The sequence below is a fragment of the Streptomyces subrutilus genome, from assembly GCF_008704535.1.
GTDB lineage: Bacteria > Actinomycetota > Actinomycetes > Streptomycetales > Streptomycetaceae > Streptomyces > Streptomyces subrutilus.
In genome coordinates this window covers 4,310,127-4,322,991 of the sequence record NZ_CP023701.1, presented here as the reverse complement: position 1 = coordinate 4,322,991, position 12,865 = coordinate 4,310,127, and the positions used below count along the sequence as shown (strand labels likewise).

The 12,865-nt window shown below is 74.2% G+C and carries 11 protein-coding genes; 2 read left to right on the top strand and 9 right to left on the bottom strand.

Annotation, left to right across the window (positions count from 1 at the left end; genetic code table 11):
- Window positions 1–10: 10 nt before the first annotated feature.
- The 3 genes from CP968_RS19035 to CP968_RS19025 are packed head-to-tail and all read right to left on the bottom strand — an operon-like array spanning window position 11 to window position 3,206.
- Complete coding sequence (locus CP968_RS19035; protein ID WP_150519154.1) at window positions 11–1,078, bottom strand: Zn-dependent alcohol dehydrogenase; 1,068 nt, start codon at window positions 1,076–1,078, stop codon at window positions 11–13.
- Window positions 1,075–2,277 carry an acyl-CoA dehydrogenase family protein gene (locus CP968_RS19030; protein WP_150519153.1) on the bottom strand — a complete coding sequence of 401 codons (1,203 nt, stop codon included), beginning with the start codon at window positions 2,275–2,277 and terminating at the stop codon, window positions 1,075–1,077. The genes CP968_RS19035 and CP968_RS19030 overlap by 4 nt, the downstream gene beginning before the upstream one ends.
- A gap of 8 nt (window positions 2,278–2,285) precedes the next feature.
- Complete coding sequence (locus CP968_RS19025) at window positions 2,286–3,206, bottom strand: SDR family NAD(P)-dependent oxidoreductase (RefSeq protein WP_150519152.1); 921 nt, start codon at window positions 3,204–3,206, stop codon at window positions 2,286–2,288.
- Window positions 3,207–3,395: 189 nt separating this feature from the next.
- On the opposite strand from CP968_RS19025, the gene CP968_RS19020 reads away from it, so the two are divergent.
- Entirely contained in the window at window positions 3,396–4,322 is a 927-nt protein-coding gene (locus CP968_RS19020) for a cyclase family protein (protein WP_150521990.1), read from the top strand.
- A gap of 208 nt (window positions 4,323–4,530) precedes the next feature.
- On the opposite strand, the gene CP968_RS19015 is transcribed toward CP968_RS19020, so the two are convergent.
- From CP968_RS19015 to CP968_RS19000, 4 genes are all read right to left on the bottom strand, one after another.
- A complete protein-coding gene (locus CP968_RS19015) occupies window positions 4,531–4,998 on the bottom strand; it encodes an ATP-binding protein (protein WP_150519151.1) in 468 nt (155 codons plus the stop codon).
- 321 nt (window positions 4,999–5,319) lie between these two features.
- The gene (locus CP968_RS19010; protein WP_150519150.1) at window positions 5,320–6,246 is read right to left on the bottom strand and encodes an acyl-CoA dehydrogenase family protein; all 927 of its coding nucleotides are present in this window, start codon (window positions 6,244–6,246) and stop codon (window positions 5,320–5,322) included.
- A gap of 6 nt (window positions 6,247–6,252) precedes the next feature.
- A complete protein-coding gene (locus tag CP968_RS19005; RefSeq protein WP_150519149.1) occupies window positions 6,253–7,407 on the bottom strand; it encodes an acyl-CoA dehydrogenase family protein in 1,155 nt (384 codons plus the stop codon).
- Complete coding sequence (locus CP968_RS19000; protein WP_150519148.1) at window positions 7,407–8,603, bottom strand: amidohydrolase family protein; 1,197 nt, start codon at window positions 8,601–8,603, stop codon at window positions 7,407–7,409. Before CP968_RS19000 ends, CP968_RS19005 begins: the two co-directional genes overlap by 1 nt.
- A 125-nt stretch (window positions 8,604–8,728) precedes the next feature.
- On the opposite strand from CP968_RS19000, the gene CP968_RS18995 reads away from it, so the two are divergent.
- Window positions 8,729–10,276 carry a class I adenylate-forming enzyme family protein gene (locus CP968_RS18995; RefSeq protein WP_150519147.1) on the top strand — a complete coding sequence of 516 codons (1,548 nt, stop codon included), beginning with the start codon at window positions 8,729–8,731 and terminating at the stop codon, window positions 10,274–10,276.
- A gap of 350 nt (window positions 10,277–10,626) precedes the next feature.
- On the opposite strand, the gene CP968_RS18990 is transcribed toward CP968_RS18995, so the two are convergent.
- Entirely contained in the window at window positions 10,627–11,976 is a 1,350-nt protein-coding gene (locus tag CP968_RS18990) for a maleylpyruvate isomerase N-terminal domain-containing protein (RefSeq protein WP_150519146.1), read from the bottom strand.
- Window positions 11,973–12,581, bottom strand: coding sequence for a sigma-70 family RNA polymerase sigma factor (locus CP968_RS18985; protein WP_150519145.1), 609 nt, complete (start codon window positions 12,579–12,581; stop codon window positions 11,973–11,975). The genes CP968_RS18990 and CP968_RS18985 overlap by 4 nt, the downstream gene beginning before the upstream one ends.
- Window positions 12,582–12,865: the final 284 nt, after the last annotated feature.

Here is a 12,865-nt window from a genome sequence, read left to right as displayed (position 1 = left end):
GCCGCCGCGTTCAGAAGGTGAGGACCCCCCGGGCCACCCGCCCGTGGTGGGCGTCGTCCACCGCCTTCGCGAAGTCCTCCACCGGGTAGACCTCGGTGACCAGTTCGTCCAGCAGCAGCCGACCCTGCCGGTAGAGCTCGGCGTACAGGGCGATGTCGCGCTGGGGGCGCGCGGACCCGTACCGGCAGCCCATGATCGTCTTGTCCAGGTACATCGACGAGACGAGGAACGACGCCTCCTCCTTGAAGCCGGGCACGCCGAGCAGGACCGCCTGACCGTGCCGGTCCAGGAGGTCGACCGCCTGCCGGATCAGCTTCACGCTGCCCACGCACTCGAAGGCGTGGTCGGCGCCGGTCGGCAGCACCTCGCGGACCGCGGCCGAGGTGTCGGCGACGGCCGAGGCGTCGATGAAGTGCGTGGCGCCGAACTGCCGGGCCACCGCCTCCTTCGCCGGGTTGGCGTCGATGGCGACGATCGTCGTGGCCCCCGCGATCCGGGCCCCTTGCAGGACGTTCAGTCCGATGCCGCCGGTGCCGATGACCACCACCGAGTCCCCGCGGTCCACCTTCGCCCGGTTCAAGGCCGCGCCCACCCCGGTCAGCACCCCGCAGCCGATCAGCGCCGCCGAGGTCAGCGGCACGTCGGCGGGGATCTTCACGGCCTGGACGGCCTTGACGAGGGTCCGCTCCGCGAACGCCGAGTTCGAGGCGAACTGGAACAGCGGGGCGCCGCCCCGCGAGAACGGCTGACCCGGCCTGCCGATGGCCTTGCGGCACATCGTCGGCCGTCCCCGGTCGCAGTCGGCGCACGCCCCGCAGTTGGCCAGCGTGGACAGCGCCACGTGGTCCCCGGGCGCCACGTGCGCGACCCCCGCCCCGACCGCCTCGACCACCCCGGCGCCCTCGTGCCCGAGGACCACCGGCGGCGGGAAGGGGATGGTCCCGTCGATCACCGACAGGTCGCTGTGGCACAGCCCGGCCGCCGCGACGGCCACCAGCACCTCCCCCGGGCCGGGGTCGCGGATCTCCAGGTCGTCGACCACCCGGGCCTGCTTGCCGTCGAACACGACGCCTCTCACCTGGACTCCTTAGGCAGGCCGAGCACGCGCTCGGCGATGATGTTCCGCTGGATCTCGTCCGAGCCGCCGTAGATGGTGTCGGCCCGGGTGAACAGGAACAGCCGCTGGCCCTCGTCGAGGCCCCGCTCGTACGGCAGCCCCGGCGCCCACGGCGCCGGCCCCGCCGTCGCCGCCGCGCCCCGCACCGCCACCGCCAGCTCGCCGAGCCGCTTGTGCCAGCCGCCCCACAGCAGCTTCGCCACGCTCGGCGCACCGGGACCGCCCCCGTCTCCGAGGGTCCGCAGCGCGTTCCACCGCATGGTGCGCAGCTCGGCCCACTGCCGTACGAGGCGTTCGCGCAGGACCGGGTCCCCGGCCTCGGCGGAGGCGGCGTACGCGGCCAGGACGCGTTCGAGTTCGGCCGCGAAGCCGATCTGCTGGACCAGCGTCGACACCCCGCGCTCCAGCGCGAGCAGGCCCATGGCCACGGTCCAGCCGTCGCCCTCGGCGCCGACCGCCCCGTCCGCCTCGGCCCCGTCGAAGTAGACCTCGTTGAACTCCGAGGTCCCCGACATCTGCCGGATGGGCCGGACCTCGACCCGCCCCGGCTGGTCCATCCGCACCAGCAGGAAGGACAGCCCCCGGTGGCGCCGGGAGCCCGGCTCGGTGCGGGCGAGGACGAAGCACCAGTCGGCGTCCCCCGCCAGCGAGGTCCAGATCTTCTGCCCGGTGACGCGGTACCGGCCGTCGGCCCGGTCCCGTACGGCGCGGGTCCGCACGGCCGCGAGGTCGGACCCGGCGCCCGGTTCGCTGTAGCCCTGGCACCACAGCTCCTCGCCCCGTGCGATGCCGGGCAGGAAGCGGCCCTGCTGCTCGCGGCTGCCGTACGCGAGCAGGGTGGGCGCGAGGAGGTTCTCGCCGATGTGGCCGACCCGGCCGGGGGCGCGCAGCGCCGCGTACTCCTCGGCCCACACCACCTGCCCGGTCAGGGACAGCCGCCGCTGCCCGTACGCGCCGTCCGGGGCGTCCCAGCCCTGCCCGATCCAGCCGCCGCGGCCCAGCTCGCGCTCCCAGGCGCGGCGGGCCGGGACCTCCTCGTGCTCGCTGCCGGGGCCGCCGAGGCCGACGGCGTCGGCGTACGGGCCCACGAGGTGCCCGGTGAGCCATGCGCGGGCCCGGGCGCGCAGTTCCCCGTCCTCGGCCCCGAAGCTGAAGTCCACGCCGCTCCCTACGCGTTGGGGCGGTCCTTGGCGGCCGCCGCCTTGGCCATGGCCTCCAGCTGCGCCAGCATGGGCATCGGGTCGGTGCCCACGGTGCCGGGCAGGAAGTCCGCGATCCGCTCGGGGGTCCAGGAGCCCTCGGCGTAGCCGGCGCGCAGCTCGCGCGGCTGCGCCCAGACGGCGATCTTCGGGCCGGCGATCGTGTAGACCTGCCCGGTGATCCTCTCGCCGCCGGTGGCGACGGCCCGGTCGCTGAGCAGGTAGGTCACGAGCGCGGCGACGTCCTCGGGCTCCCCGATCTCCTTGAGCTCCATGGGGACTCCCGCCGACATGCGGGTGCGGGCGACGGGTGCGACGGCGTTGGCGGTGACCCCGTACTTGGCCAGGCCGAGGGCCGCGGACCGGACGAGGGAGATGACCCCGCCCTTGGCGGCGCTGTAGTTGGCCTGCGCGACCGAACCCTGGTGGTTGCCGCTGGTGAAGCCGATGAGGGTGCCGGAGCCCTGCCGGCGCATGACGGCGGAGGCGGCGCGGAAGACGGTGAAGGTGCCCTTGAGGTGGGTGGCGACCACCGGGTCCCACTCCTCCTCGGACATGTTGAAGAGCATCCGCTCGCGCAGGATGCCCGCGACGCAGACGACGCCGTCGATGCGCCCGTAGTGGGCCAGGGCCGTGTCGACGATGCGCTGGCCGCCAGCCATGGTGGAGATGTCGTCGGCGACGGCGACGGCCTCGCCGCCCGCGGCCGCGATCTCCTTCACCACCGCCTCGGCTATCTCGCTGGTGGGCTCGCCGCCCTCGATCCCGACGCCGTAGTCGTTGACGACGACCCGGGCGCCCTCGGCGGCGGCGGCGCGTGCCACGGCCCGCCCGATGCCCCGGCCGGCGCCCGTGACGGCGACGACCCTGCCTGCCAAGAAGTTCCCCACGTCCGGCCCCTTCCCGCGTTTTCTGACGGACCGTTAGATTCTAGGGGCAGTCGGACGCCCCCGCACAAGCCCTCGTCGGGTCCCGTCTGGGACGCCCCCGCCGACGGCCGCCCGCCCGAGGTCCGCGATCCGCGATCCGCGGTCCGCACCCGCACCCGCACCCGCACCCGCAAGGAGCTGATGAGCCCCATGTCCCTGCCCGCCGAGTTCCACGCCATCGCCAAGCGCGTCAACAACTGGGGCCGCTGGGGCGCCGACGACGAGATCGGCACGCTGAACCTGGTGACCGACGCCGTGGTCCGCGAGGCGGCCCGCGAGATCCGCACCGGCCGCCGCGTCCCCCTGGCCCTGCCCCTCAAGGAGGACGGGGTGCAGGCCGGCCTGATCCCCGGCCGCGTCAACCCGCTGCACACGATGGTCCAGATCAACCAGGAGATCTTCGGGCCGGGCACGGTGGCCTGCAGCGACGACGCGGTGACCATGGGCCTCCAGGCGGGCACCCACTGGGACGCCCTGACGCACGTCTCGCACTCCGGGCGGATCTACAACGGCCGCCCCGCCGACTCGATCACCGCCCACGGCCGGGCCTCGTTCAGCGGCATCGACAAGGCCGGGCACATCGTCTCGCGGGGCGTCCTGCTGGACGTGGCCCGCGCCAAGGGCCTGGACCGGCTGGCGGGCGGCCACGCGGTGACCCCCGAAGACCTTTCCGAGGCCGAGGAGTTCGGCGGGGTCGCCGTCCGCGCGGGCGACATCGTCCTGGTCCGCACCGGCCAGGTCCAGGTCTATCTGGCGGGCGACAAGCACGGGTACGGCTTCCCGTCCCCCGGCCTGTCCGTCCGCACCCCGGAGTGGTTCCACGCGCGCGACGTGGCGGCGGTCGCGAACGACACCCTGACCTTCGAGATCTTCCCGCCGGAGATCGAGGACCTCTGGCTGCCGGTGCACGCGCTCGACCTGGTCGAGATGGGCATGCACCAGGGCCAGAACTGGAATCTCGAAAAGTTGTCCACAGCCTGTGCACAAGAGAACCGGTACGCGTTCCTGCTCTCCGCCATGCCGGAACCCTTCGTCGGCGCCGTGGGCACCCCCGTGGCCCCGGTGGCCGTCCTGTGACGCCCGAGCGGGAACGGGACCGCGGCCGGGACCGCGGCCGCCGGCGGCGCTGACCTGCGGGTGGCGGCGGCGCGCATGCGCGCCCCGAGCGCGGCACGGCGGCCGCCACCCCGCGACCCGCACTCGTCAAGGCCTTCCCTTGGCGTCCCCTCGCGTCGAATCGCTCCCCACCAGGGTGATCAAGAGGTGACGGATCGTCAACACCTCGTTAGAGGTACACGCGCGGTTCCCGCCCCGACGTGTGAATCTCCGGCGCCCCGTCCGGGGCGCGCTCCCCCGCCGCCACCTGCTGCGCCCGGTCGACCTCGCACCAGATCCGCTTGCCCGCGCCCTCGCGCTGCCATCCCCACCGGTCCGCCAGTCCGTCCACCAGCTCCAGGCCCCGGCCCCCGGTGTCGTCCCCGGCGGCCTGCCGCCGGGCCGGCGCCCGGTCGCTCGCGTCCGCGACCTCCACCCGCACCCCCGGCCCCCCGAAGAGCATCCGCAGCACGGCCGGACAGCCCGTGTGCACGACCGCGTTGGTCACCAGTTCCGAGATCAGCAGGATCAGCGTCTCGGCGAGCGGCTCGTCGACCCCTATGCCCGACCCCGCCAGCCGGGACCTGGCCCACCGGCGCGCCCGGCCGACCTCGGCGGGGTCCGGTCCTACCTCCAGCTGAACCTGAAGCACCTGCACCGCTCACACCATCCGAACCGGCGGACACTTCGCCTCGCGACGGGATGGGATCACCCAGCGTGATCCCCGTGCGGAGCAGCTTGGTTGACGTACAGTCACCACAACAAGCGCTTCGGGCATATTCCCGCGCGATGGAGTAGGCGTAGTGCATACTGTGCGGCGCCTTCGCCGCTCAACCGCCCGCATGCGTGGGAGCGTACCGGAGCAGGCCCCCGACTCCGGTCCGTAAGGGGGCCCCCGAAGGACACAAACCGATATCAACTCTCTGTAATCGGACATGCGTCCCGCGGTGTCCCTCCCGTGCCCGCCCGGGCCGTTCCGTCACGGCGCGTCACCCGGTCCCGGCGGGCCGGCCCCGGCCAGCAGTTCCGCCGCCAGTAGCTCCTCCGCCTGCTCCGCGGTCCGCCACTGCCGGGCCCGCACCCAGGCTCGCTTCAGGTGCAGGTGGACGTCCGCCTCCCAGGTGAAGCCCATCCCCCCGTGCACCTGTAGGCAGTCCCGGGCCCCCAGTACGGCGGCCTCGTCCGCCAGCAGCCCGGCCGCCGCGACCTCCCCCGCGTCCTCGGTGACCGCTGCCGCGTAGACGGCCGTACGGGCCACCTCGGCCCGCACCAGCATCCCCGCGCACAGGTGCTTGACCGCCTGGAACGCACCGATCGGCTGCCCGAACTGCTCCCGCTCGCCCGCGTGGCGCACCGCCAGCTCCAGCGTCCGCAGCGCGCTCCCGACCTGCAGCGCCGCCGTCAGCAGCGCTCCCGCCGTGCGGTACGGCGCCACCTCGCCCGGCGCCGCCACCCGGTGCAGCGGGGTCAGCGGGTCCACCGAGCGCACCGGCTCCCCGGCCGGCACCCCGGGCCCGGCCGCCCCCAGGACCGCGTCTGCCTCCGCCAGGTACGCCACCAGCCCCCCGTCCAGGTCGCCGGCGGTCACCACCGCCGTGCCCTCGGCGGCGCCCGGCACCACCCCGGCGGCCAGGTGCGTGGCCACCAGCGGGCCGGGCAGCAGCGCCCGCCCCGCCTCCTCGAAGACGAGGACCCCCTCCGCGAGGCCCAGCCCCACGCCCCCGGCGGACTCCGGCAGCCGCAGGGCGAAGAACCCGGCCGTGCCCAGCTCCCGCCACAGCGCCCGGTCCACCACCGGCCCGCCGTCCACCGCCGCCCGCAGCTCCTCGCGCCCGTACCGCCCCGCCAGCAGGGCCCGTACGCCGGCGCGCAGCGCCTCCTGGTCCTCGGTCGGCTGGAAGTGCATGCCCCGTCACCGGCCCTTCGGGAGGCCGAGGATGCGCTCGGCGACGATGTTGCGCTGGATCTGCGAGGTGCCGGCGGCGATGGTGTACGACAGGGAGGAGAGCCGGTCCGGCGTCCACCGCGCGTCCAGGACGAGGGAGTCCGCGCCCAGCACCTCGGCCGCCGCCTCGTACAGCTCCTGCCGGGCGTGCGAATAGGCGAGTTTGAAGACCGAGCCGCCGACGCCCGGCACCCCGCCCGAGCGCTCCGCCGCACTGACGTTCCACTGCGTGAGCCGCCACAGCGCGCCGAACTCCCCGTACAGCCGGCCCAGCCGGCGCCGCAGCACCGGGTCGTCCCAGCGGCCGTTGGCCCGCGCCGTGCGGGCCAGGCCCTCCAGGGTGCGGCGGCAGGCGACGACCTCGCCGACGAAGGCGGTGCCGCGCTCGAAGGACAGCGTCACCATGGTGACGCGCCAGCCGTCGTTCTCCGCGCCGACCCGGTGCGAGAGCGGCACCCGCACCTCGTCCAGGAACACCTCCGCGAACTCCGCCGACCCGGCCAGCGTCCGCAGCGGCCGCACCGTCACCCCCGGCGCGTCCATCGGCAGGGCCAGCCAGGAGATCCCGCGGTGCCGGGGGGCGTCCGGATCGGTGCGCACCAGCAGCTCGCACCAGTCGGCGACCTCGGCGTGCGAGGTCCAGATCTTCGAGCCGGTCACCACGTACGCGTCCCCGTCCCGCACCGCGCGGGTGCGCAGGGAGGCCAGGTCGGAGCCCGCGCCGGGCTCGCTGAACCCCTGGCACCACATCTCGTCGCCGCGCAGGACGGGCGGCAGCCAGCGCGCCCGCTGCTCCGCGCTGCCCTCGGCGGCGATGGTGGGGCCGGCGTGCAGCAGCCCGACGAAGTTCGCGCCGACGTACGGGGCCCCGGCCCGCTCCGTCTCCTCCAGGAAGATCAGGTGCTGGGTGGGGGTGGCGCCGCGGCCCCCGGCGTCGACCGGCCAGTGCAGGCCCGCGTACCCGGCGTCGTAGAGCCGGCGCTGCCAGCCCGCGTCGTGGGCGCGGCGGCCCGGCCAGTCGTCCGGGGAGGGGGCGGGCGGCAGTGCGGGGAGCACCTTGGCGAGCCAGGCGCGCAGTGCGGCCCGGAAGTCCTGCTCCTCCTCGGTGTAGGTCAGGTCCATCAGCGGTCCAGGTCGAGGCCGAGCATGCGGATGGCGTTGCCGCGCATCAGCTTGTAGACGGTCTCCTCGTCCAGTCCCTCGACGTGGTCGAGGGCGACCTCCTTGGTGTGCGGGAAGGTCGAGTCCACATGCGGGTAGTCGGTCTCGAAGGTGGCGTTGTCGCGGCCGACCACGTCGAGCGAGGCGATCCCGTGCTTGTCGCGGAAGAAGCAGCAGAAGATCTGCCGGTAGTAGTAGGTGGACGGCGGCTCGGGGACCAGTCCGCGGACCCCGCCCCAGGCGCGGTGCTCGCGCCAGACGTCGTCGGCCCGCTCCAGGGCGTAGGGGATCCAGCCCATCTGGCCTTCGCTGTAGGCGAGCTTGAGGGTCGGGAACTTCACCAGGACCCCGCTGAAGAGGAAGTCCATCATCGAGGCCATCGCGTTGTTGAAGCTGAGGGAGGCCTGCACGGCGGGCGGCGCGTCGGGGGAGGCGGCGGGCATCTGGGAGGAGGACCCGATGTGCATGTTGACGACGGTGCCGGTCTCCTGGCAGACGGCGAAGAAGGGGTCCCAGTAGCCGGAGTGGATCGACGGCAGCCCGAGGTGGGTCGGGATCTCGGAGAAGGTCACCGCCCGCACCCCGCGCGCGGCGTTGCGCCGGATCTCGGCGACCGCCAGGTCGATGTCCCACAGCGGGATGATGCACAGCGGGATCAGCCGGCCGCCGCTGTCGCCGCACCACTCCTCGACCATCCAGTCGTTGTAGGCGCGCACGCAGGCGAGCGCCACCTCCTTGTCGTGGGCCTCCGCGAAGGTCTGCCCGCAGAAGCGCGGGAAGGTCGGGAAGCACAGGGAGGCCTCGACGTGGTTGAGGTCCATGTCATCCAGCCGCGCCTTGGGGTCCCAGCAGCCGCGGCGCATCTCCTCGCGGGTGATGCCCTCCAGCGTCATGTCGTCGCGGTCGAAGCCGACCGCTGCGATGTTGCGCTTGTACGGGAACTTCAGGTCCTCGTAGATCCACCAGTCGGTGGGCGGGCCGTCGGGATCCATGGTGATCACGTACTTGCCGCCCGTGTACTGGAGTTCGCCGATGCCGGCGGTGAGCGGACGCGGCCCGCGGTCGCGGTACTTGGCGGGCAGCCAGACGTCGAACAGGTGGGCGGGCTCGATCACGTGGTCGTCGACGCTGATGATCCGAGGCAAATCCAGTTCCATGACCGTCTCCCCAATCTGATGGATCGTCAGAAACAAGCTAGCCCCGCCACCCCTGGACCGACAAGCGCCGGAGCCCTACGCTCTGCGCTTGATCTGACTATCCGTCAGCTATGGGGAGGTCTGGGATGACGGACACCGCCACAGAACTGAGCCGGTCCCGCACCCTGTGGGAACTGGTCGCCCGCCGGGCCGCGCTCACCCCCGACACCACCGTCCTCGTCGAAGCCGCCGAGGACCCCGCGCACGACCGCCGGCTGACCTTCGGCGAGCTCCGCGACCGCGCCGCCCGCGTCGCCGCGGGCCTGTACGGCATGGGCGTGCGCCCCGGCACCGTCGTCGCCTGGCAACTGCCCACCCGCATCGAGACGGTGCTCCTCTCGGTCGCCCTCGCCCGCCTCGGCGCCGTCCAGTCCCCCGTCATCCCCTTCTACCGCGACCGCGAGGTCGGCTTCGCCCTGCGCGAGTCCCGGGCCGAGTACTTCGCCGTCCCCGGCGTCTGGCGCGGCCACGACTACCCCGCCATGGCCGCCCGGCTCGGCGCCCGCGGCGTCTTCGACGCGTACGAGGACCTCCCGGACGGCGACCCGGCCGTCCTGCCCCCGCCCCCCGCCTCCGGCACCGGCGTCCGCTGGATCTACTGGACCTCCGGCACCACCTCGGACCCCAAGGGCGTCCTGCACACCGACCGCTCCCTGATCGCCGGCGGCTCCTGCCTGGCCCACGCCCTGCACCTGACCGAGACCGACGTGGGCTCCATGGCCTTCCCCTTCGCCCACATAGCCGGGCCCGACTACACCGTCATGCTGCTGCTCTACGGCTTCCCCGCCGTCCTCTTCGAGAAGTTCGCGATGCCCGGCGCCCTCGACGGCTACCGCCGCCACGGCGTCACCGTGGCCGGCGGCTCCACCGCCTTCTACTCCATGTTCCTCACCGAACAGCGCAAGGACCCCGGCACCCCGCTCATCCCCACCCTCCGCCTCCTCGCGGGCGGCGGCGCCCCCAAACCGCCCGAGATCTACCACGCCGTCGTCCGTGAGATGGGCTGCCAGCTCACCCACGGGTACGGCATGACCGAAGTCCCGATGATCACCATGGGCGCCCCCGACGACACCCCGGACCACCTCGCCACCACCGAGGGCCGCCCCCCGGAGGGCATGTCCATCCGCATCACCGCCCCCGACGGCACCCCGCTGCCGCCCGGCACCGACGGCGAGGTCCGGCTGCGCGGCGAGGCCGTCTGCCAGGGGTACCTGAACCGGGGCCGGTCGGCGGAGGTCTTCGACGCCGACGGCTACCTGATCACCGGCGACCTCGGCCGCCTCACCCCGGACGGCTACCTGGTGCTCACCGGCCGCAGCAAGGACGTCATCATCCGCAAGGGCGAGAACATCTCGGCCAAGGAGATCGAGGACCTCCTCCACCTGCTCCCGGACGTCGCCGACGCCGCCGTCATCGGCCTCCCCGACGCGGAACGCGGCGAACGCGTCTGCGCGGTCGTCGAACAACCCCCGGGCGCCACCCCCCTGACCCTCCCCCGCCTCACCGCCCACCTCCGCGCCCAGGGCCTGTCCCCGCACAAACTCCCGGAGCAGCTCGAACTCCTGGACTCCCTCCCCCGCAACGAAGCCCTCCGCAAGGTCCTCAAGTACCGCCTCCGCGAACGCTTCGCCTGACCCCTCGCGGGGAGCCGCGCCCCAGCGCTACGGGCCCGCGCCGGCCGGGGCCGGGGCCGGGGACGGGGACGGGGCCGGGGACGGGGCCGGGGACGGGGTGGGGTGCCGGTCCGGGACGTAACACGTGATGTGTGGCGTACACAGGGCCGCAAGGACCGAAGCCGGGAGCGGACGCCATCCATCACGCGATCCCGGACGACGACCCGCCCCGGCACCGGCCCACCCCGGCTCCGCCGGGCACCGGGCACCGCCCGGACCCGCGCCTCGAACGCCGGCGAGGCCGAAGGTGCCGGCACGGTCGGACGGCGCCGGCCCGCGCCCGGAGCCCGCACCGCCACCCCGCCGGGAGGCTACAGCCGGCTCAGGGACGCCGCCGCGAGCAGCACGTCCCGGATCGCCTCCCGGTCCCCGTGCTGCCCCGCGGCCGCCTCCTCCGGCGCGATGTGGCCCGCGGCCAACTGGCAGAACTCCACCCCGTCCAGCGCGATCTCCGCCACGGTCCGCTCCGCCGACGTACTGGCCGCCGGCGAGTCCAGCGCGATGTCCCAGCCGCCCCCGCCCGCGCCCTCGATCTCCAGGTGCAGCGTGCGCCCCGGCGCACCCGCCGCGACCAGGCCCCGCGCGGGCGCGGCCAGGCCCGCCCTGCGGCGCGCCGCGAGCGCGCCCGGCAGCAGCCGGGCCGCCAGGTCGATCATGCGGTGCAGGTGCGGGCCCGTCGGCATCGCGTACGGGTAGTCCACCGCCTCCGCGATGTCCCACGCGTGGACCCAGCACTCGAAGGCCCGCTCCAGGAAGGCGTCCGCGAGCGGCAGCGCGAAGCCGCCGTAGTCCACGTCCAGTTCGGCCACGCCGCCACCCGCGAAGGAGACCGTGCGGACCAGCGTGTGCCCCTGGTCCCGCCACGGTTCGCGGACCTCGCGGCCGGCCGGCTGCTCCGAGGACTCCCAGAAGCGCTCCGTCCGCGCGGCCGGGTCCGCGCCCTTCGGTGCGTCCGGGCCCAGCGGGTCGTCGAGGCCGAGGGCCGCCGCGACCAGCCCGTCCACCGTCAGCAGGTGGCCGATCACCCCCGCCACCGTGGTCCAGCGCGAGCGCCGCCGCTCCTCCTCGAACCACTTCAGCCGCACCGGGGTCTGCCACTCGGCGTCGCCGAAGTCCCGCAGCAGCGCGTCGAGCCGCGCCGTCTCCGTGTCGTACGGGGCGGCCCAGCCCGGCACCGGGATCCGGGCCGGACGCTTGCCGAGGCAGTCCTCCAGCACCCGCGACCGCAGCAGCGGCTTCAGGTCGAGGCTCTCCTCGGGCTGCAGCAGGCCCACCGCGTCGCGCAGCCGCAGCGCCTCCTCCGCGCAGGGCGCGCACTCGGTCAGGTGGTCCTCCACGGCCCGTGTCTCCGCCGCCGAGCAGGCGGCCAGCGCCCACGCCCCGAGCAGGGACTTCAGCACGGCGTGCGTGAGCGGCACCGCGGGCACGGCCCCGCTCGCGGCCCGGGCCGGGTCCGCCGCCAGCGCCACGGGTTCCGCGGCGGCCTCGGCGACCGGGTCGGCGTCCTCGGCCACCGGGTCGGCGACCGGCTCGGGCCGTCCGGAGACCCGGGGCGCGCGCCCCGGGTCCGGGTCCTCGGCGGCGTCGCGCGGCCCCGGTATCCACACGGGGCCGACGGGGCTCCCGTAACCGTCCCCGGCCCACTCCGCGGGGCCGCTCATCGGGCCGATCCGTAGCGGGGCGGGCCGAATCCGGACGGGCCGAAGGGCCCCGGCCCGGACCCGGCCCGGGCGGTGTCCTCCTGCGGGAAGGTGTGCGCGGTCGAGAGCAGTTGGAGCCCGAGTCTCAGCCGGCGCCGCGCCTCGTCCTCGCTGATCTTGAGGTCGGCGGCGGCCTGCCGGTAGTCGCGCCGTTTGAAGTAGGCGAGTTCGAGGGCCGCGCGCAGGGGTGCGGGCATGGACGTCACGATGTAGTCCGCGCGGGCGGCCGCGTGGGCAGTGCGCACCTTCTGCTCCAGTTCCTCGCGCGATCCGCGGCCCAGTTCGGCCTGCCGGAGCCGGTCCACCGCCTGGCCCTGGGTGATCCGGGCGACCCAGGAGCGCATGGATCCCTGCTTGGGGTCGTAGGCGTCCGGGTTCTCCCAGATGTAGCCGAAGACCTCGCGGGTGATCCGGTCGGCCGCCTTCTCGTCACCGAGCACCCGGTGCGCCAGGCCGTGCACGAGCGAGGCGAACCGGTCGTACAGCTCACCGAGCGCGGCGGCCTCACCGCGGGCGAGCCGCTGCTGCATGCGGCGGTCCCAGCGCGGTGGTACGTCCTTCGGCATAGTGCCCCCAGCCGTGTGTCGACGGATCGAATGTAGTGGGCACGGGGCCATGTGCGCGTGTTTTGGACGAACCTTGCCCCTGAATCGCGCCACGCGTGATAGATGCGGGCCGACGTGTGATCGCCGTACGAACGGCGTTACGGACCCCGGCACATGGGTACACGCGTACGCGCCCCACCGCGCTCCCCGTGCGCGGGTTCGATGCGGCCACCTGCTTGACCGCTTCGCTTAACGCGCAGGCCACGAAGGCCTTACGCTCCTGCCTTGTCTTGATCTGTACCCAC